Here is an 18,320-nt window from a genome sequence, read left to right on the forward strand (position 1 = left end):
GCGGCTTGCCGCCTCAGCGAACCCCCAGCCATTTGTGGCTCTGCAGGCTGAGCCGCCACTGGGGATGGCGGCGCACGTAGTCGATGGCCAGCTGCTGGCCATCGGGGCAGGCCCACCCCGGTTGCAGCAGCAGGTGCGGCGGCGGTTGAACAGCGCTGCGCTCGCGGACCGCAGCCATGGCCATCGCTTCGGCGAAGGCCAGATCGCTTGCTTCATGCACCACCACTTTCAGCTCGTGGCAGGCGTTCAGCACAGGCTGGTGCGGAGGCCGGTGGGGCTTGGGCGAGAGGGTGATCCACGTGAAGGCACCACTGAGGGGGCCCACGCCACTGGTTTCCAGGTGCAGCGGCAGGCCGCTCGGCACAAGGGCTTCACACAGGGGAGCAAGGGATTGCTCCAGGGGTTCGCCGCCGGTGATCACCACAAAGGCCGCTCCGGCCGCGGCAGCCTGCTGCGCCTCTTGCTTCAGCACCTCCAGCGGCACCAGAGGATGCACGTCGCTGGGCCAGGAGTGCTTGGTGTCACACCAGCTGCAGCCCACGCTGCAGCCCCCCAGCCGGATGAAGAAGGCACTGCGGCCGGCGTAACTCCCTTCGCCCTGCAGCGAATGGAAGGTTTCCACCACCGGGAGACTGCCGGAGTCAATCGACTCCACAATCGTCACGCCGTTTGGGCTGAAGCTTGCATGCCTTGGTTGTGTCCAATAGCTTCGCTGGGGCTACCCGGCAGGCGTTGTTGGGCGGCGGCCACCAGCCCGCGGAAGAGGGGGTGGGGCCGGCCAGGGCGTGAGAGGAATTCGGGGTGGTACTGGCAGGCTGTGAAGAAGGGGTGGTTCTTCAGCTCGATCAGTTCCACAAGGCGGCCGTCGGGGGAGGTGCCGCTGATTTCGTAGCCCGATTCCAGGAACAGGTTGCGGTAAGCGTTGTTGAACTCGTAGCGATGGCGGTGGCGCTCATACACCACCTCATCGGCGTAGAGCCGGTGGCCCATGGTGCCGGGGGACAGGCGGCAGGGATAAACGCCGAGGCGCATCGTGCCGCCGAGATCCACCACGTCTTGCTGTTCGGGCAGCAGATGGATCACGGGGTGGGCGGTGTCGGCATCCAGTTCGGCGCTGGTAGCCCCGGCCAGGCCGGCCTGGTTGCGAGCCCACTCGATCACGGCGCACTGCATGCCCAGGCAAAGGCCCAGGAAGGGAACGCGCTGTTCTCGGGCCCAGCGGATGGCTGCCACCTTGCCGTCCACGCCACGGTTGCCGAAGCCGCCGGGCACCACCACCGCATCCATGCCGCGCAGCAGTGGGTCGGCGCCTTGCTCCTCGATCTGCTCGGCACAGATCCAGTGCAGGTCGAGGCCGGCCCCCAGATCGATGCAGGCGTGGCGCAGGGCTTCCACCACCGAGAGGTAGGCGTCGTTGAGCTGCACGTATTTGCCCACCAACGCCACCTTCACCACCGGGCCGGGGTTGCGCAGCTTGGCCACCATCTCGGCCCAACGGGCCATATCGCTGTCGTGATCGACCAAGCCGAGCAGATCGAGTACCTCGCGGCACAGGCCTTCCTGCTCGAGGCTGATCGGCACGGCGTAGATGCTGTCGGCATCGAGGGCCGGGATCACCGCCCGTCTGGGCACGCCGCAGAATCCGCCGATCTTGCCCTTGAGGTCTTCGCTGATGGATCGGTCGCTGCGGCACACCAAAACATCGGGCTGGATGCCGATCGAGCGCAGCTCCTTGACGGAGTGCTGCGTGGGTTTGGTTTTTAGTTCGCCTGAGGTGCCGATGTAGGGCAGCAGGGTCACATGCACGTAGGCCAGGTCGTTGCGGCCCACATCGCCTCGGAATTCGCGGATGGCTTCGAGGAAGGGCAGCGACTCGATGTCGCCCACGGTGCCGCCGATCTCGGTGATCACCACATCGGCACCGCTGTTGGCGGCCACCCGATGGATGCGCTCGCGGATCTCACCGGTGATGTGGGGGATCACCTGCACGGTGCCGCCGTTGTAGTCGCCGCGGCGCTCCTTGTTGATCACCGATTGGTAGATCGAGCCGGTGGTCACGCTGTTTAGGCGCGACATGGCCGTGTCGGTGAAGCGTTCGTAGTGGCCCAGGTCGAGGTCGGTCTCGGCGCCGTCTTCGGTGACGAACACCTCACCGTGTTGGAACGGGCTCATCGTGCCCGGGTCCACATTGAGATACGGATCCAGCTTGAGGATCGAAACGCTGTAGCCCCGGCTCTTGAGCAGGCGCCCCAGGCTGGCGGCCACGATCCCCTTGCCAATGCTCGATACCACGCCACCGGTCACGAAGACGAATTTGGCCATGGCATCCGTAGCGACCCTTTAATTTACCGGCCGGCATCGGGCCGGTCGCTGTCCAAGCTGCGCATGTAGTCCTGCACGCGGCAGCGGCGTTGGGGTTGGCGCAGCTTGAGCAGGGCGCGGGATTCGATCTGGCGCACCCGCTCGCGTGACAGGTGCAGGTCTTCGCCGATCTGGGAAAGGGTCTGGGGGGTGTCGTCTTCCAGGCCGTAGCGCAGTCGGATCACGGCGGCCTCGCGGCTGGTGAGCTCCTCTAAGAGGGCTTCGAGGTCGTCGTGCAGGGCTTCGCGGGTGAGTTCTTGCTCTGGGGTGGCGTGGCTGTCTTCGAGCAGATCGCCGAGTTGGGTGTCCTGCTCGCGGCCTACCCGCGTGTCGAGTGACACGGATCGCGGCACCCGCATCAAGGTGAGCCGCACCACCTCCTCGCTGAGGCCCAGCTCGCGGGCCAGGTCGCTCACGGAGGCCAGTCGGCCATGTTCCGTGGCGATCTGGCGCTGCGCTTTCTTGATCCTGTTGAGCTTTTCGGTCACATGCACCGGCAGCCGGATCGTGCGGCTCTGGGTGGCGATGGCCCGGGTGATGCCCTGGCGGATCCACCAGTAGGCATAGGTACTGAAGCGGAAGCCCCGGGTGGGGTCGTATTTCTCCACAGCACGCTCCAGGCCGAGGGTGCCCTCCTGCACCAGATCAAGCAGCTCCATGCCCCGCTGCTGATACTTCTTGGCCACGGCCACCACCAGGCGGAGGTTGGCCTGGATCATGCGGTCGCGGGCGCGGCGGCCGTGGTGCAGGGCTTGCTTGAGCTCGGCCACGCTGAGGTTGCTGCGCTCGGCCCAGGCCTGTTGTTTCTGGCGGATCTGTTCCCGCAGCTCGCTCACCGTGCACCGCTGCTGTTCAGCCCACTGCTGCACGGCAGGCCAGTGGCCGAGCTGGGAAGCCAGACGCTGTTGGTCGTCTTCCAGATTGATCAGCTCTTGCAGTGCTGGATGCGTTGTCGCTAGCCGTCGCCGTTCCCGTAGCAGGCGCTCCCGCCGTTGCACCTGGCGCGCCAGGGTGAGCTCCTCCTCATGGCTGAGCAGGTCAACGCGGCCGATGTCCTGCAGGTAGAGGCGCACCAGATCAGTGCTGCCGCGGCGGCTGCCGGATGAGGGCTTGGGGCTAGAAGGGCCCTGGGGCACGAGCACACCCGTAAACAGCTCTCCCATGGTCAAGTCTCGCTTGAGACCGGTGGATGAATCGCGCGTTTCTGTTCGGGTTCTGCCGTGGTGCGCGGTGCAGCGTCAGGCCCCGTTCCAGCGCTTCAGGATCGGCTCGAGCGCTCCGCTGAAGCGCATGGTGGAGATCCTCAGGTTGATCTGATCGCGTTTTGCCTTGCTCAGTCCGCTGCCGAAGACAAAAGCCTGAGGTGTGCGATTGAACGTTTGCGCGGAGATCTGATAAGCGCTCGGATCGTTGATCCGGCGGCTCATCCGCTGAATCCGGCCGGTGTCGGCCATCACATTGCTCACCGTGCCGCGCTTCAGAGCTCTGATCAGGGCCTCATCTCCGCTGATCGGCTCGATCCTCTGTTCAAGAGCCGGCTGGCCCAGCGCCCTGGCCTGCTGTTTCAGCCAGAGCTCACTCACGGTGCCACCATCCACGGCCACGCCCTCACTCAGCGCTCGGATCAGCCATTCCTTCTCGGAGAGATCCACCGGTTGGTAATCCTGAAACACCAGTGTGGCTGCGGTTCCAACAAAGATGGAGGTGATGATGAGCCTCGAGATGTTGATCAGGGTGAGGATCGCCATGGAAGGCGGTGAATCGCCCATTTTGTAGATGCCGGATCCCACTACGAGCATCATCCAGCCCTTGAAGAAGGTGAATGATCGGCGTTGCTGGCTGATGTCTTTGTGGTGAAACCCTTTGCCGATCCACCAGAGCAATGCTGCTCCAAGGGCGGTGATTCCCATGAGAAGAACAATGGCATCCTGCAAAGTTGAGTCGCTGCTTAGATTTTTGAGCAGGGGCAGGAGCGGGTGCTGTTGGGTTTTGCGTGACAGAAAGGCCAGGCTGTCTTCCTGATAAGGGATGGAGAAATCCGCCTTCTCCAGTCGCTCCGGGATGATGTTGAGGCACGACACCGCCAGATCAACCTCCCCGTTCGCCGCAGCGTCAATGGCGGCATTGGGGGTGCGCAGGGCCACGGTGGTGTATGTCCAGCTGCGTTGCGTGGCAATGCTCTGCCAGAGCTCTACGGCCGAGCCGCGAGGCTGGCCGTTCTCCAGCTCGGAACAGGGCATGGCGTTCTGCACCACACCAACCCGCAGCGGCTGAGCCTCGGCCGCTGAGACGCAGCCAAGCAGGCCAATCCCCACCCATGCCAGGCCCAGCGCTCGGCGCATCAGAGCTCGGCCTCGTCCTCCACCCAGGTGCTGGCCACGTGCAGCTCCTCGAGCTGCTTGGTTGCCACGCCGCCAGGCGCGCCGGTCATCAGGCAGCGGGCCTGCTGGGTCTTGGGGAAGGCGATGGTGTCGCGGATCGACTCTTCGCCCGCCAGCAGCATCACCATCCGGTCGATGCCGAAGGCCAGGCCGCCGTGCGGCGGAGCGCCCATGTCGAGCGCGTCCATCAGGAAACCGAACTGCTGATTGGCTTCCTCCAAGGGGAGGCCAACGGTTTGGAGCACCTGGCGCTGCAGGGCTGAATCGTGGATGCGCAGGGAGCCGCCGCCCAGCTCCAGGCCGTTGAGCACCAGGTCGTAGGCCTGGGCACGGGCGCTGGGCAGGGTGTCGGCCCAGGCGGCCGGGTCGTTGCCCAGGTCGTCGGTGTTGGGGGCGCAGAAGGGGTGGTGCAGCGCCTCGTAGCGGTCCTCGTCGCCGTTGAATTCGAACATCGGGAAATCCACCACCCAGAGGAAGTTCCAGCTGTCGTTTTCGCTGTCGGGCTTCACCATGCCCAGCTCGCGAGCGAGGTATTGGCGCACCCGATCGAGCGCCTTATTCACCGTGGCGGTGTCGCCGGCGCCGAACAGGATCAAGGTGCCGGGCTCAGCGCCGGTGCGCTGCAGCAGCTCGGCTTTTTTCTCTTCAGAGAGGTTGTCTTTGATGGCGCCGATCGTGTCGATCTCGCCGCCCTCGCGCACGCGGATGAAGGCCAGGCCGCCGGCGCCGGCTTTCTGGGCCTCGCTGAACACATCCCCGCCGGGCTTGATACGCACGTTGCTCACGGCGTCGTTACCGCCGGGCACGGCGATGCACTTCACCGAGCCGCCGGCGGCCACGGCGCCTGAAAACACCTTGAAGCCCATGTCGGCTACCAGGTCGCTCACGTTGGTGAGCTCCATGCCGTAGCGGGTGTCGGGGCGGTCGGTGCCGTAGCGCTCCATGGCGTCATGCCAGGTGAGGCGCGGGAAGGGGCGAGGCAGCTCCACGCCCTTCACGGTTGTCCAGATCGAGGCAATCAGGGATTCGTTGAGCTCCAGGATCTGCTCCTGGTCCATGAAACTCATCTCCATGTCCAGCTGGGTGAATTCCGGCTGGCGATCGGCGCGCAGGTCTTCGTCGCGGAAGCAACGGGCCACTTGGTAGTAGCGCTCGATGCCGCCCACCATCAGCAGCTGCTTGAACAGCTGGGGCGATTGGGGTAGGGCGAACCACTCACCGCCGCAGACGCGGGAGGGCACCAGGTAGTCGCGGGCGCCTTCGGGGGTGGAGCGGGTCAGCACCGGTGTTTCCACCTCGATGAAGCCCTGGTCTTCCAGAAAGCGACGAGCGGCCTGGATCGTCTGGGCCCGCAGGCGCAGGTTGCTGTTCATGCGCTCGCGGCGCAGATCCAAGTAGCGATGGCGCAGCCGCAGCTCTTCGCGGGTGTTTTCCTCGTCGTGCACTGACACGGCGAAGGGCAGGTTTCCCTTCACGCTGTTGAGCACGGTGATGGCGCTGGCCAGCACTTCCACGCGGCCGGTGGTCAGCTTCTCGTTGATGGCATCGGCGGGGCGCTCGCGCACCTTGCCTTCCACCTGGATCACTGTTTCGTTGCGCAGGTGTTCCGCCACGGCGAACATCTCGGCGCCGTTGTCGGGATCCACCGTGATCTGCACCGTGCCGCTGCGATCGCGCAGGTCGATGAAGATCACACCGCCGTGATCACGGCTGCGGTCCACCCAGCCGCACAGTTGCACGGCCTGGCCGGTGGCATCGGGGCGCAGGTCGCCGCATCCGTGGCTGCGCATGCTGAGGAGGGAAACGCAATCGGCGATTGTCCCACCCAGCGGCTCAGCGCCTGTAGAAGGGGCGCCTCACCACCTGGGCTGGTTCCGTTTTGCCACGGATCTCCACCGCCAGCTCCGAGCCAAGCGCGCAGCTGCTGCTCTCCACGATCGCCAGGGCAATGCCGGTTTGCAGGCAGGGCGACCAGCCACCGCTGGTGACCCGGCCGATCGGGGTTGAGCCGGGCTCGGCGCCAGCGCCCAGCACGGGATAGCCATGGCGTGGGATGGCGCGGCCCTGCAGTTTCAAACCCACCAGGCGGCGTTGTACTCCGCTGGCGGTCTGGCGCTCCAGGGCCTCTCGGCCGATGAACGGCTTGGGCATCTCCAGGTGCACAAGCCAACCCAGGCCCGCCTCCAGCGGAGTGGTGGCTTCGTTCATGTCTTGGCCATAGAGATGCATGGCCGCCTCGAGCCTGAGGGTGTCGCGGGCACCGAGGCCGCAGGGTTCCACACCGCGCTCCAGCAGCAGCTGCCACAGAGCTAGGCCGGCCCCGCGTGCCAGCAGCAGCTCAAAGCCGTCTTCGCCGGTGTAGCCGGTGCGAGCCACAAAGGCCGCGCCGATCCCCGGCAGCGTTAGATCGCGGTGCCCGAAGCGCGGTAGGCCGCTCAGATCCGTGCCACTGAGGGCTTCCAGCTGGGCCTGTGCCTCCGGGCCCTGGAGGGCCAGGAGTACCCCATCGCCCTTGTGGTCGTGCACGCTGATGCCAGCGGGCTCAAGCTGGCTGCTAATCCAGCTGGTGTCGGCCTCGGCGCAAGCCGCATTGATCACCAGCAGCAGCTCATGGGCCTGAGCGGTGTCGTCCCAGCCGCGGTCGTACACGATCAGATCGTCGCGGATGCCGCCCTGCTCATTGAGCAACACCGTGTAGCTCGCCTCTCCGGGGCCGATGCGGAAGAGATCGGTGGGTACCAGACCCTGCAGTGCGTCCTTGGCGCCGGGGCCGCTGAGGCGCAGCACACCCATATGGGAGATGTCGAACAGACCGCAGCGCTCGCGCACGGCCTGGTGCTCCTGCAGCAGGCCGGCGAATTGCACGGCCATCTGCCAACCGGCGAAGGGCACCATGCGGCCGCCGGCGCTGCTCGCTGCAGCAAACAGAGGCGTGCGCTGCAAGGCTTCAGGAACGGCCATGGCGGCAGGGCATCGGCCCGGATCCTATGGAGGGTGATTCACAGGTGGGCTTCAACAAGGGGAAGAGATCCCGCAGGTTCGGTTGTTGCACTGGCCACCACCCAGCGGCGTGCCTACGTTGAGCCCCCTTGCCGCCCCCCATGGGCACCCGAGCCTGCTGCCGCAGCTGCCGCCACTGCACGCCCCCCAGCGGCGTGGAGATGGGCTGGTGCCAGCTGCGCAAGCTGCCGATTCATGGGGAGTTGGCGTCAGAGCTGTGGTGCCACCACTGGACGGCGCGCCCTCCCCGGCTGCCGGTGATGGGCGATACCTCTTCAGCGCTCGACCCCCAGCCCACGGATCGCCAGCTGGCCTTGGCCGATGTGCTCGAAAGCTGAAGACAAGCCGAAGATTTCCGCGCAGACCGCGGCGAATGTGTTCCAGCACGCCACTGCGGTGATTGGGCGGTGCCAGGCTGAGCCTCACACAGCTTCATGGAGGCATCGTTGATGGCTGTTGCCGCGGTTGCCAGTCCGATCGAACTGATGGCCACCCAGGTGGACAGCGAGACGGTGTCCTTTGCCACGGGCGCCGTGATCTTCAGCCGAGGTCAGGCCGCTGATGCCATCTACGGCGTGCGCCGCGGCATCGTGGAAGTGATCAACGCTCAAGGCGACAAGCTCTGCTACCGCCCCGGTGAGCTGTTCAGCTACGAAGACATCGTCTGGAACGAAGATGTGCGCCACAACGACGCCGTGGCCCGCACGCCGGTGGAGTTGGTGCGCCTAGACCGGCTGCGCTTTCTCAACCTGCTCCACAACCACCCCACCATGGCCATCCTGCTGATCGGTCAGCAGCACGAACGCCTGCGGGAGCAGCGCTCCAGCGGTACCTGCGCTTATTGACCTAACGGTCGAGCAGGAACAGCAGGCTCCGCACCACCTTGGAGGCGAGCACGCTGCTGACGCCGCTGGGATCGAGCATCGGGGCCAGCTCCACCACATCGGCCGCCACCAGGTTGTGGTGGCGCAGTTCATCCACCAGGGCGGCGAAGTCGCTCCAGAGGAAACCGCCGGGTTCGGGGGTGCCGGTGCCAGCCATCACGGCAGGGTCGAACCAGTCGAGATCCACGGTGAGATAGACGGGCTTGCCGCGCAGGGGCTTGAGCGCTTCGACCATGCGTTCGATCGCCACGAGGCGGCCCGTTTGGCGCAGTTCGCTGAATTCCTCGCGGGTGCCGCTGCGGATGGCGATCTGCAGCAGCTGTTGGCTGGGCAGCACCTCGAGGCAGCGGCGCATGGCACAGGCGTGACTGTGGTGGGCACCCAGCCACTCGTGGCGGAGATCGGCGTGGGCATCGAGCTGCACCAAAACCAGTTCGGGGTGCTTCTCTGCCACGGCCGCCACCGCACCGGAGCTGATGGAGTGTTCGCCGCCCAGCATCAGGGGCTTGAGCCCGAGGGTCAGCACGGTTTCGGTGGCCTGCTTCACCGCTGCCACCACTGGTTCCGGTGCACCGAAGGGAATGTCCACGGCGCCCAGATCAGCGATGGCCAGCTCTTCAAGGTCGCGATCGAGCTGGGGGCAGTAGCTCTCCAGGCCCGGGCTCACCTCGCGGATGGCGGCCGGCCCGAAGCGGGTGCCGGGGCGGAAGGACGTGGTGCCGTCGTAGGGCACGCCGAACAGGCCCACCCGGCAGCCGGCGGGATCGCGCTGGCTGCCCATGTAGATGGCGCCGTCGGTGTCGAACAGGGAGAGGTCGGGCATGGCGGGCGGGTCAGGCGTTCAGTGCTCGCTCGATGGCGGCGGGGATGGCGTCGAAGGCGCCGCGTTGCCAGCGGGGGCTCCAGATCTCACAGCCATCGACCACGGCCGCGGCACGGGAGGCATCTGGCTCCAGATACCGACGGCCGTCGGTGGCGGCGAACGTCCAGCTCCACCAGCCGCTTGGATACATCGGCACCCAGCCGTATAGGGGATCGGCGTGGCCGAACACCTCGCGGATCACCTTCACGGTGTCGATGTGCACCTGACGGAAGGCCTCGGGCGATTCGCTCTGGGTGGCGAACACCCCGCCGGGTTTGAGGATGCGCCGGCACTGCTCGAAGAAGGCGCGGTTGAACAGGCCCTCAGCCGGGCCGGCCGGATCGGAGCCATCCACGATCACCACGTCGTAGCTGGAGGCTGGAGCATTCGCGGCCCAGGCGATGCCATCCCCCACGGTGAGGTGGAAGCGGGGATCACTCCAACAGCCCCCGCCGATGCTCGGCAGGTGCTGCTGGCTCCACTCCACCACCAGCCCATCGATCTCCACCATGTCGAGGTGCTGCACGCCGGCGTGGCGCAGGCATTCCCGCGCCGTGCCGCCATCGCCGCCGCCGATCACGAGGACGCGCTCAAGCTCTGCGGCACCACAGAGCGCCGGGTGCACGATCGATTCGTGGTAGTGCCGCTCCTGGCGCTCCGCGGTCATCCAGCAGCCATCGAGCAGCAGACCCTTGCCGTAGCGCTCGCTCTCGATGATCGTCACCCGCTGGAAGGGCGACTGCTCCTCTGCGATCACCCGCCCGGCCAGGCCGTAGCGCACGCCATCAAAAATCTCGTCGACCCAGCCTGGGGTGGGGGCAGGGGTGGTGCTCACAGGCCTGGGCTGATCGATGCTTCCAGCTAAGCCTCCCACCCGCCGGTTAGGGCTGCGTTAGGGAAGGCCACGCTGTAGAAGGCCACGCCAGCGTTGCTCCAGCCCTGCTCCAGCCAATGGTTGCGCTCAGCGCGGGAGCTGGCCAGCTGATGTTGTCCATCCGGTGAGACGAGCTGCCAGATCGGATCGAGACCTTGCAGGGGCTCGTTGTAGGCGGTGAAGACATTGCCCTTGTTGTTGTATCCAGCCCGCTCGAGCCGTTTGATCTGGCGTGGATTGGCTGAATAAGCACGGTCATGGCTGCTGCTGTTGCGCAGTTCCACCACGTTCACGGTGTAGCTGTCATTGGCGTTGGCAGCGAAGGGAACATCCACCAGCTCCCAGTGGCCGGCGTTCACCCATTTGCCCGCCTGGGAGGAGCTGCTGGTGAGACGCGCTTCACCGGTGATTGGATCCCGCAGCCGGAAGGCCACGGCGAGGTCGTCTGCGCTGTCGTAAGCATCAAGGCGTTGATCGGCCCAGCTCACCGTGGCTGGATTCTTGAGGGCGACCTCCACGTTGATGGTTTGCCCTGGGGATGGTTGGGTGTAGTTGTACGCAGGTAGGGGGGCCGTGCCGGGGCCGCCGGGGTTGTAGATGGGGCTGTGGGTGCCAAGGCGCGGATCCGGCAGCACCACGGCATTGAGAGCGCGGATCGCTTTGGGGCTGGATGCCTTCACGATCACGTCGAACTGGTTGTCGTGGTCTTCCGAATAGGTGTAATCCGGATCGGTGGAGAGGCCGTTGCCCAGATCGGCGATGCCTTTCACTTTGAGCGTGCCGCCTTGCACCTTCACGCTGGTGCCGGCTTCGTCGATGGTGATCGTGTTTCCACCTCGGCCTGTTGCGGTGAGCTGGAAGAAGCGTTCGAATTCTTGGGGCAGGAAGCCGCTCACGCCATCGGGTGAGAAGCCGCCGGATGTGAACAGCCGGAGCCGGTAGAGCTTCTCGCTGGTGCCGTAGTACTCCACACCGTGGTTGGCCACGGAGTTGGGAAAAGCAGGTGGTGCGTAATCCCCAGCGAGCGAGAGCCGGCTGAGCTTGGCGCCCACCAGCGTGGGGCCGTTGTAGGGGTTGTAGGGGTTGTTGCTGGTCTGGCTGAGGCCTGTGCCGTCCACCAGGCCATCGGGGGTGATCAGCTGCACTGGGGTGCCGCCGTTCACTACCTCGAACCGCACCGGGTGCACGGCAGCTGGGTCGCTACTGGGCAGGCGGTTCGCGTAGTAGCCAAAGGCCACCACGGTCTGGCGTTCGTTGAAGTCAAGGTTGGGGTTCTGGGCCACGTAGAGGGGCGTGACCACCTCACCGGTGTTCAGGTGGATGCGGAAGTTGTCGGGCAGCACCGTGCTCGGTAGCAGCGGGTGACTGAATTCGATCGGCATCGCATCCATGAAGGTCTGCGTGGTCGGGCTGTTGCTGAAGCCTGCCTGCTGAATCCCGGCCGGAAGAACGCCAGAGGTGATGTTGCGGAGCGGTGCGGCTGGATCCAGGCCCAGCAACTCCTGCACGACACCTGCACCCGCTGCCTCGGCCAATGCGATCTGGTTTTCGCTGAGCAGGCCAGGGATACCCGTAATGCCCTCAAAGCCGAGGCCCGCCGCCAGGATGCGGGGTTTGCCGTTGGCGCCGCCGTAGATGTCGGCGCGGATCACGATGTTGCGATGGAGCTGGTCGTAGGTGGAGCCTTGGCCCATGGCGATCGTTGCAGCGGTTGCAATGCAGGCATGCTGAGGGCTGGGCTTGGTTTCGGCAACTGGATCTGCAGCTGATCCCGGGCGTTGTGATCCCCGCAGCGGAGCTCCGCTGGCGCTTCTCGCGCTCCGGTGGGCCGGGCGGCCAGAACGTGAACACCACCGATTCGCGCGTGGAGCTGGTGTTTGACCTGGCGGCAACGGCGTCGCTCCCGACGCATCTGCAGGCGCGAGCGATGCAGCGGCTGCAAGCGCGGCTGGTGGAGGGCTGTGTGGTGATCGCCGCCAGCGAGCACCGCTCCCAGTGGCACAACCGGGTGGCGGCGCAGCGGCGTTTGGTGGAGCTCCTGCAGGACGCGATCAAGCCGCCGCCGCCGCCGCGGCGGGCCACCAAGCCCACGCGCGGTTCCGTGCAGCGGCGGCTGCAGGCCAAGAAACAGCGCAGCGCTGTGAAGCAGCAACGACGCGGCCGGGATCAGCTGTCAGACGACTGAGCGGCTCGGATCTCCGCTTTCGCCTGCTGCCAGAGGCTCTCTAGTTCGCGGATGCTGCGGCCCTGCAGGTCGCCGCCCAGGGCGGCCTCCACGCGGGAGAAGCGATCCAGAAAACGGCGGTTGGTGCCAGCCAGGCCGGTTTCGGGATCGATGCCGCACCAGCGGGCCACGTTCACCAAGGTGAACAGCACATCCCCCAGTTCTTCTTGGGCATGGGCTTTGTTGCCGCTGGCCACGGCCTCCTTGAGCTCATCGAGCTCTTCATGCACCTTCTCCCACACGCCGGCCATGTCGTCCCACTCGAAGCCGGCTGCGGCGGCCTTTTGGGAGATGGTCATGGCGCCGGCCAGGCCGTAGCGCACGCCATCAAAAACCTCGTCCACCCAGCCTTGGGTTGGACCAGGAGCGGCACTGTCGGCGATCGCGTGGGCGCGGGGAGATCTCTCCAGATTTGCGCACCGCCGGGCTAGGCCTTGAGGGCCTCGATGAGCTCAGGGCAGCTGTGCCAGCTCCAGGGGCCGCTGGTGACGGCATCGATCTGCAGCTCCCGGCGCAGGTCCTCCAGGTTGCGGGGCATCAGAGCTTCCCAGGGCTGTGCAAAGAGGGGTTGGGCGTTGGCACCCATCTCCAGCCCTTCACTGATGCGGCCAAAGGCATAGGCCGTGGTGTGGGCCTTGTCGGCGTGGCTTTCCAGCTCGTCGATCGGGGTGTCATCCCTGAACCAATTCAGCAGCAGGGACATCAAGTCGGTGAAGGCCAATCCTGGGTGGGAGAACTGGGCGACGCTGACGCTGATCACCCCCAATTCGCCGAAGTTGTCCAGGCTGAATCCCGTGAGGATGTGGTGCAGGTCGTGGGTCGCGTAGACCCGGTAGTTGATGTAATCGGCGTCGGTCTCGAGATTGCTGAAGAAGCTGGGCTCGGGGAAGAAGTTGATGTCGTAGCCCAGCGCCCCGAGCACGGTTGCGTAGGTGTGACCCAGGCTGCCTTTGGGCAGGGCTTTCAGGGCCGCTGGGTCGTAGGGCCCGCTGAGCTGCCGGGTTTGGATCAGCCGCTCGGCTTCGGGATCGCGGGCCAGGCGTTTGCGGCAGAGCTTCATCGGGTTGGAGTCCCGCAGCCGGTGGGAGAGCTCAAAGACGTTCTGGGCTGACTCTCCTCCTCCAGCCGCCAGGTCCATCAAGCCCAGAAAGCCCTGGATTTGCTCGGGGCTGGCCAGGCGATCGAGGTAGCGAAAACCCATGGGGGCTCCAGTGCCGGCCCCTCAAACTAGAAATGGTTTTTCGATCAGACCGCGTCCTGCTGCTCCTGTCGGATCTGGGCCTTGGCCTGCTGCCAGAGACCCTCGAGTTCGCGGATGCTGCTGCCCTGAAGATCGCCCCCCAGGGCGGCTTCGACGCGGGAGAAGCGATCGAGGAAGCGCCGGTTGGTGCCCGCGAGGCCTTCCTCGGGTTCGATGCCGCACCAGCGCGCCACGTTCACCAGGGTGAACAGGACATCACCGAGTTCCTCCTGGGCGTGGCGCTTATCCCCTGAGGCCACAGCTTCCTTGAGCTCATCGAGCTCCTCGTGCACCTTCTCCCAGACACCGTTCATGTCATCCCATTCGAAGCCCGCCTTGGCTGCTTTCTTGGAGATGGTCATGGCCCCGGCTAGGGCGCCTTGGCCGCGCACCTTGCCCGCAAGGCGATCGCTGAGGGGGCTGGCGGAGGGCGGGCTGCTGGGATCCTTGGCCTGTTCAGCAGCCTTGATGGCCTCCCAGCTGGCTTTAACCGCAGCGCTGTCGGTGGCTTCGGCACCGGCAAACACATGGGGGTGGCGGCGCACCAACTTTTCGCTGATGGCTGAAGCGATCTGACCCAGATCGAATCGTCCCTCCTCCTCGGCGATCTGTCCGTGCAGCACCACCTGCAGCAGCAGATCCCCTAGCTCCTCTTTGAGATGGGCGTCATCGCCGTGGCGAATGGCATCGGCCACTTCGTGGGCTTCCTCCAGCACGTAGGGAACCAGGGAGGCGTGGGTTTGCTCCAGGTCCCACGGGCAGCCGGTCTCGGGATCCCGAAGCCTGGCCACCACATTGATCAGCTCAGCAAGGGCTGTAGTGGTAGCGGGATCGGCGGCCATGGGCTGGCGTTCAGGCGGTGGCGCCACCCTCGCATCGGCGACTCAGCCAGAGCCTGTTGAACAGGGCCTGAACCAGCTGAATCGGTGGTTCGAGGCCGGCCTGCACCAGTTGAGTTTCGAGGCGTTGACGATCCACCGAGAACACCTCCCTATTGCGAGCGGCCATCACGGCCTCGATCATTGAGGGATCCATACCCATTGCTTTGAAGCGGGTCACCCCGATCTGGAGGCCCAGCTCCAGCTCTGGCGGCTCTGTTTCGCTGTAGCTGCTCACGAGCAGGCAGCCTCCTGGTGCCACCCGCTCGGCCATCTGCCGCAGCAGCCGTTCTTGTGCATCCGGCGTGAGTACATGGAGCACGTTGTGGCTGATCACGGCCTCGAAGCGTGTGCGACCAAGCGCATCGAGATCATCCGGACCCCACATCACCCGATCGCTCGCTCCGATGCGTTCGATCAGCGCCTCGCACAAACCGCGCATCTGGGCGCTGGGTTCCACCAAGGTGAAGCGGGCCTGGGGCATGGCAGTCAGCAGACCAGGCAGTTCCGTTCCGGTGCCAGCGCCCACCACCAGCACCTGCTGCGCCAGCGGTTTCAGGGCGGCGGTTGCTGTTGCGGCGAGTTCAAGGATTGCCGAGTAGGCCGGTATCAGCGTGCTGATGCGCGCGTCGTAGGTGCGGCCGTAATCCCCATCGAAGTCGAGCAGAGGCAAGGTGTGGGGAGGCTGCTCAGCGCAGTGTCTTGGATCGGCGGCGCTTGCGGCGCAGCAGGCGGGGCAGGCGCGGCACAGGATCCCCGTCTTGGATCAGATGCAGCCAGGCGCTGGCTTCCACGCCGCACAGCGCCGCCAGGCTCAGGCCGCGTTGGTGAGTCCACCATCCCTGGAGCCCCTCAAGCAGAGCTTGTGGGTGCGGTGCGCCCCAGGGGTGCAGCAGCCAGCTCAGTCCGGCGACCAGGCCAGCCAGGTAGATCAGGCGCCCGGCGCTGCCCATCAAGGGGGAATGGGAGAGGAGCGAGCGATGGCGGAGCAGCCGCCGGTAGGGCCACCAGAGCAGCCGTAGCGGGCCCCAGCGGCGGCTGGGGTTGGAGCGAGTGTCGAGATCGGGGGAGAGCCAGAGCCCTCCGATCAGAAAGGCCAAACCACCCACCATCACGCCGCCGAGTCCCAGCCACGGGCCCCACAGCAGCCCGAAGGGCAGGGCCAGGATCCAAGTGGCGCGGTCGTGCTGCTGGCCGCTGGCCATCGTTGGTGGCGGGGTCTGCGTTGCAGAATGGCGCAGCCGCCCGGTTAGCTCAGCGGTAGAGCGCCTGCCTTACAAGCAGGATGTCGCTGGTTCGAAACCGGCACCGGGCATCAAGGATGCGTCTGCTGGCCATGGAGCCCTTCAGGCCATTCCGATCAATCGCTCCAGCTGCATCACCCGATCAGGCCTGGAGCCGCTGATTTCCACCACCCGGCAAGACCCGGCGCTTCGGTTGGGTAGGTCGTGGCGATAGAGCTGCTTGAACGCAACATCAACCCAATCGCGGTAAGCCCGTTCCACTGAGCGGATGCCGTCGTTCTCCATGCAGGGGTCGCGGCTTGGGTCGCCCGTGAGGGGCACGAAGGCAATGAGGTCGTAATGGCTGAGGGCTTGGCTTTCCGTGATGGTGCGCCAAAGCTCTTCGATGAAGGCAGCGTTGATGTCGGAGGGAAAGGGCAACCCGTTTTTCTCCTGCATGTCTGGGCGGACCTCCGCTGTTGTGAGCCGTTGCTGCAGTGGCAGGCCCTCGCTGCTGCCCATGGCTCGGGCGTAGTGGGAGTAGGGGATGAAGTCGAGGCAGCTGCGGTCGCAGATCAGTGGCGTGTTGGGCCTGTGCAGCCGTGCCTGGTTGATGCGGTCGATGGCGTGCTGCGTCATCAGTCGGTTGCAGCGTTGGCTGGCCCGCTCAGCGAAGTGAATGCGTTCGTGGTGGGCGACGAGCTCCCGGTAGGGCTCATCCAACAGCTCAAATTCTGGATGTGCCGCCTGGAAGTCGCGCACCAACGTTGACTTGCCGAGGCTGTGGGATCCGCTGATCGCGATTCTCATGGCTTCACGCGGCTGGCCAAACCAAACACCACAGCCATCAGTAGATAGCCCAGGGCCCAGCTGCTGCCCACACCCCAACCCAGCTGCAACACGCTGTCGGAGGCGGTGAAGCGCCAGGCATGAATCACCCCGAGCCAGGCGCAGCCCGAAGCCACCACCGCACACAGGCTGGCGGCCAACAAGCGCCGCTCGATCACGTACACCACCATCGCGGCCAGCAGCATTGCGGTGATGATCTGCCCCTGCTCCAGGGCAAAGGCACCGCTTGCCCATACGTCGGCTTGTTGCAGGGGCGCGAGCACTGCCGCCGAAAATGGCTGCTCGGCGGTGCCAGTTCCCCCGGCCCGCAGGCCTGCCTTGAGCAGCATCGCTCCCCAGCCCGCCAGCCCCGGTAACAGCCCCAGTGCCACGGCCGGGGCATGGGCGCTGGGGGTGGCTTGAAAAGCTTGCGCAACGATCACCAGCCCGATGTAGAGCACGATCGCCATGCCTGCTTCGATCGGCACCAGCTGGGCAATCACCCCGAAGAGCCCCAGCAGACAGGCTCCGCCGATCACCAGGCCGTTCAGCCACGAGTATCCGATTCGTGCACCCATCGCTTTCCAGGCGGGGTGGCCGATGTAGATGGTTGTGGGAAAGCAGCCCCCCAGACAGGCTGCGGCGATGGTGCCCACCCCATTGATCAGCAGTGAACTGCGCACCGGATAGCGATCGCCTGCGGCCTCTGCGCTTTCGATGTTCTGGAGCGAGCCCAGCAGGTTGAACAATCCCATCGGCACGATCACCCCCAGCCAGGGCACCAGCTGCCCCCGGGCTTGCCACAGGGCCGCCAGCTCCAGATGGGGTGGCCGCACGCCCACCTGGCGCAGTTGCTCTTGCCAGAGCACCGGGTCGAGGCGGATCAAGCCCATCCCCCAGGCCAGCGCCATGCCCACCAGCACCGCGAGCAAGCCCCCCGGGATCGGCAGGCGCAGCTGGCCGTAATAGGTGACGAGGATCAGCGCCAACACCGTGAGGCCCACCACGGGTTGGGCATAGGTGCGCAGCAGGAAACCCAGGGCGATGTAACCCAGGGCAATGCCCGCCAGGGTGGAGAGCAGTGCGGCCCTTGGTAGCCAGCGCCGCAGCAGGTGCGCGCTGAACGAACCTGCCGCCTCGATCAGGCCGGAGCCAAGACAGGCCACCATGCCGGCCTGCCATGAGAGGCGCACTGCGGCCGCTGGATCGAGGCCAGCACTCAGGGCGCCTAATTTCACCGGCAGCATCACCAGAAACACGTAGGCGAACAGGCTCACCGTGTTGATGCCGTAGGGCAGTGCCGTGCGATCACTGCGTCCTTCGGCGGTTGCGAGCCTGTAGGCCTGCCATGCGTAGGCGAAGTTGCCCAGCAGCAGGCTGATCCCCGTGGCGGGGAGAATCGTGCCCAGCAACAGCTCAGTGGGATAGCCGAGCACCCCGCCGCATAGCCCCAGGATCAGCAGGATCTGGATCAGGTTGTTGAGCGCTAGGCCGAGAAAGCCATCCAGATCGCTCTCTACGAACCAGCGTGGGCCGTGGGTAGGAGGAGTGGTCATCACTCCACC

General features: G+C 65.6%; 18 protein-coding genes, 1 tRNA gene and 1 pseudogene. 4 read left to right on the forward strand and 16 right to left on the reverse strand.

The genetic code is table 11. The features are described from left to right. Positions 1 to 13: 13 nt before the first annotated feature. From KJJ24_RS12385 to gcvT, 6 genes are all read right to left on the reverse strand, one after another. Positions 14 to 664 (reverse strand): 7-carboxy-7-deazaguanine synthase QueE, encoded by a 651-nt coding sequence (locus KJJ24_RS12385; RefSeq protein WP_371811732.1) that lies wholly within the window; start codon positions 662 to 664, stop codon positions 14 to 16. Further along, entirely contained in the window at positions 661 to 2,322 is a 1,662-nt protein-coding gene (locus tag KJJ24_RS12390; RefSeq protein ID WP_214339142.1) for a CTP synthase, read from the reverse strand. The genes KJJ24_RS12385 and KJJ24_RS12390 overlap by 4 nt, the downstream gene beginning before the upstream one ends. Positions 2,323 to 2,345: 23 nt before the next feature. After that, a complete protein-coding gene (locus KJJ24_RS12395) occupies positions 2,346 to 3,524 on the reverse strand; it encodes an RNA polymerase sigma factor, RpoD/SigA family (RefSeq protein ID WP_250544783.1) in 1,179 nt (392 codons plus the stop codon). A gap of 75 nt (positions 3,525 to 3,599) precedes the next feature. Then, positions 3,600 to 4,703 (reverse strand): transporter substrate-binding domain-containing protein, encoded by a 1,104-nt coding sequence (locus tag KJJ24_RS12400; RefSeq protein WP_214339144.1) that lies wholly within the window; start codon positions 4,701 to 4,703, stop codon positions 3,600 to 3,602. Next, positions 4,703 to 6,532, reverse strand: coding sequence for an aspartate--tRNA ligase (aspS, locus tag KJJ24_RS12405; RefSeq protein ID WP_214339146.1), 1,830 nt, complete (start codon positions 6,530 to 6,532; stop codon positions 4,703 to 4,705). The genes KJJ24_RS12400 and aspS overlap by 1 nt, the downstream gene beginning before the upstream one ends. 43 nt (positions 6,533 to 6,575) lie before the next feature. Then, positions 6,576 to 7,703, reverse strand: a complete 1,128-nt coding sequence (gene gcvT / locus KJJ24_RS12410) for a glycine cleavage system aminomethyltransferase GcvT (protein ID WP_214339148.1) — start codon at positions 7,701 to 7,703, stop codon at positions 6,576 to 6,578. A gap of 140 nt (positions 7,704 to 7,843) precedes the next feature. Here gcvT and KJJ24_RS12415 point away from each other — a divergent pair, with 140 nt between their 5' ends. Both KJJ24_RS12415 and KJJ24_RS12420 read left to right on the forward strand, forming a co-directional pair. Further along, positions 7,844 to 8,080 (forward strand): hypothetical protein, encoded by a 237-nt coding sequence (locus KJJ24_RS12415; protein ID WP_214339149.1) that lies wholly within the window; start codon positions 7,844 to 7,846, stop codon positions 8,078 to 8,080. Positions 8,081 to 8,191: 111 nt separating this feature from the next. Then, a complete protein-coding gene (locus KJJ24_RS12420; protein WP_214339150.1) occupies positions 8,192 to 8,587 on the forward strand; it encodes a cyclic nucleotide-binding domain-containing protein in 396 nt (131 codons plus the stop codon). Between the two features lies 1 nt (position 8,588). On the opposite strand, the gene speB is transcribed toward KJJ24_RS12420, so the two are convergent. The 3 genes from speB to KJJ24_RS12435 are packed head-to-tail and all read right to left on the reverse strand — an operon-like array spanning position 8,589 to position 12,056. After that, positions 8,589 to 9,449, reverse strand: a complete 861-nt coding sequence (gene speB / locus KJJ24_RS12425) for an agmatinase (RefSeq protein WP_214339151.1) — start codon at positions 9,447 to 9,449, stop codon at positions 8,589 to 8,591. 10 nt (positions 9,450 to 9,459) lie between these two features. Then, positions 9,460 to 10,323: a polyamine aminopropyltransferase gene (speE, locus tag KJJ24_RS12430; protein ID WP_214339152.1), complete on the reverse strand. Its 864-nt coding sequence runs from the start codon at positions 10,321 to 10,323 to the stop codon at positions 9,460 to 9,462. A gap of 26 nt (positions 10,324 to 10,349) precedes the next feature. After that, positions 10,350 to 12,056 (reverse strand): hypothetical protein, encoded by a 1,707-nt coding sequence (locus KJJ24_RS12435; RefSeq protein ID WP_214339154.1) that lies wholly within the window; start codon positions 12,054 to 12,056, stop codon positions 10,350 to 10,352. A gap of 8 nt (positions 12,057 to 12,064) precedes the next feature. Here KJJ24_RS12435 and arfB point away from each other — a divergent pair, with 8 nt between their 5' ends. Continuing rightward, on the forward strand, positions 12,065 to 12,547 hold the full coding sequence (gene arfB / locus KJJ24_RS12440; protein ID WP_371811734.1) for an alternative ribosome rescue aminoacyl-tRNA hydrolase ArfB: 483 nt from the start codon (positions 12,065 to 12,067) through the stop codon (positions 12,545 to 12,547). Here arfB and KJJ24_RS12445 read toward each other — a convergent pair. The 5 genes and pseudogenes from KJJ24_RS12445 to KJJ24_RS12465 all read right to left on the reverse strand — a co-directional run. After that, positions 12,529 to 12,897, reverse strand: a pseudogene (locus KJJ24_RS12445) (MazG nucleotide pyrophosphohydrolase domain-containing protein); the annotation flags it as partial. The gene arfB and the pseudogene KJJ24_RS12445 overlap by 19 nt on opposite strands. A gap of 116 nt (positions 12,898 to 13,013) precedes the next feature. After that, positions 13,014 to 13,787 (reverse strand): Coq4 family protein, encoded by a 774-nt coding sequence (locus tag KJJ24_RS12450; RefSeq protein WP_214339156.1) that lies wholly within the window; start codon positions 13,785 to 13,787, stop codon positions 13,014 to 13,016. A 44-nt stretch (positions 13,788 to 13,831) separates the two neighbouring features. Next, positions 13,832 to 14,668, reverse strand: coding sequence for a nucleoside triphosphate pyrophosphohydrolase (gene mazG / locus KJJ24_RS12455; RefSeq protein ID WP_214339159.1), 837 nt, complete (start codon positions 14,666 to 14,668; stop codon positions 13,832 to 13,834). Between the two features lie 10 nt (positions 14,669 to 14,678). Next, entirely contained in the window at positions 14,679 to 15,377 is a 699-nt protein-coding gene (locus tag KJJ24_RS12460) for a class I SAM-dependent methyltransferase (protein WP_214339162.1), read from the reverse strand. A 16-nt stretch (positions 15,378 to 15,393) separates the two neighbouring features. Next, positions 15,394 to 15,909, reverse strand: coding sequence for a DUF2227 family putative metal-binding protein (locus tag KJJ24_RS12465; protein ID WP_214339164.1), 516 nt, complete (start codon positions 15,907 to 15,909; stop codon positions 15,394 to 15,396). Positions 15,910 to 15,947: 38 nt separating this feature from the next. Between KJJ24_RS12465 and KJJ24_RS12470 the strand changes: the two genes are divergently transcribed. Continuing rightward, positions 15,948 to 16,019 (forward strand) — tRNA-Val (locus tag KJJ24_RS12470). Positions 16,020 to 16,050: 31 nt separating this feature from the next. Here the strand turns inward: KJJ24_RS12470 and KJJ24_RS12475 are convergent. Together KJJ24_RS12475 and KJJ24_RS12480 are read right to left on the reverse strand one after the other, a co-directional pair. Then, positions 16,051 to 16,737 carry an AAA family ATPase gene (locus KJJ24_RS12475; RefSeq protein ID WP_214339167.1) on the reverse strand — a complete coding sequence of 229 codons (687 nt, stop codon included), beginning with the start codon at positions 16,735 to 16,737 and terminating at the stop codon, positions 16,051 to 16,053. Further along, positions 16,734 to 18,311: an NCS2 family permease gene (locus KJJ24_RS12480; RefSeq protein ID WP_214339170.1), complete on the reverse strand. Its 1,578-nt coding sequence runs from the start codon at positions 18,309 to 18,311 to the stop codon at positions 16,734 to 16,736. The genes KJJ24_RS12475 and KJJ24_RS12480 overlap by 4 nt, the downstream gene beginning before the upstream one ends. Between the last annotated feature and the right edge of the window lie 9 nt (positions 18,312 to 18,320).

It is taken from the genome of Synechococcus sp. LA31, from assembly GCF_018502385.1.
In the GTDB taxonomy this organism is placed as follows: Bacteria; Cyanobacteriota; Cyanobacteriia; order PCC-6307; family Cyanobiaceae; genus Vulcanococcus.

What these genes read in the sequence shown, in the direction of transcription:
- KJJ24_RS12420 (WP_214339150.1), top strand. Translation starts at nt 8,192, where the DNA reads ATGGCTGTTGCCGCGGTTGCCAGTCCGATCGAACTGATGGCCACCCAG.
- KJJ24_RS12450 (WP_214339156.1), bottom strand. Translation starts at nt 13,787, where the DNA reads ATGGGTTTTCGCTACCTCGATCGCCTGGCCAGCCCCGAGCAAATCCAG.
- speB (WP_214339151.1), bottom strand. Translation starts at nt 9,449, where the DNA reads ATGCCCGACCTCTCCCTGTTCGACACCGACGGCGCCATCTACATGGGC.
- mazG (WP_214339159.1), bottom strand. Translation starts at nt 14,668, where the DNA reads ATGGCCGCCGATCCCGCTACCACTACAGCCCTTGCTGAGCTGATCAAT.
- KJJ24_RS12415 (WP_214339149.1), top strand. Translation starts at nt 7,844, where the DNA reads ATGGGCACCCGAGCCTGCTGCCGCAGCTGCCGCCACTGCACGCCCCCC.
- KJJ24_RS12475 (WP_214339167.1), bottom strand. Translation starts at nt 16,737, where the DNA reads ATGAGAATCGCGATCAGCGGATCCCACAGCCTCGGCAAGTCAACGTTG.
- aspS (WP_214339146.1), bottom strand. Translation starts at nt 6,532, where the DNA reads ATGCGCAGCCACGGATGCGGCGACCTGCGCCCCGATGCCACCGGCCAG.
- KJJ24_RS12480 (WP_214339170.1), bottom strand. Translation starts at nt 18,311, where the DNA reads ATGACCACTCCTCCTACCCACGGCCCACGCTGGTTCGTAGAGAGCGAT.
- gcvT (WP_214339148.1), bottom strand. Translation starts at nt 7,703, where the DNA reads ATGGCCGTTCCTGAAGCCTTGCAGCGCACGCCTCTGTTTGCTGCAGCG.
- KJJ24_RS12435 (WP_214339154.1), bottom strand. Translation starts at nt 12,056, where the DNA reads ATGGGCCAAGGCTCCACCTACGACCAGCTCCATCGCAACATCGTGATC.
- KJJ24_RS12390 (WP_214339142.1), bottom strand. Translation starts at nt 2,322, where the DNA reads ATGGCCAAATTCGTCTTCGTGACCGGTGGCGTGGTATCGAGCATTGGC.
- KJJ24_RS12395 (WP_250544783.1), bottom strand. Translation starts at nt 3,524, where the DNA reads ATGGGAGAGCTGTTTACGGGTGTGCTCGTGCCCCAGGGCCCTTCTAGC.
- KJJ24_RS12400 (WP_214339144.1), bottom strand. Translation starts at nt 4,703, where the DNA reads ATGCGCCGAGCGCTGGGCCTGGCATGGGTGGGGATTGGCCTGCTTGGC.
- KJJ24_RS12465 (WP_214339164.1), bottom strand. Translation starts at nt 15,909, where the DNA reads ATGGCCAGCGGCCAGCAGCACGACCGCGCCACTTGGATCCTGGCCCTG.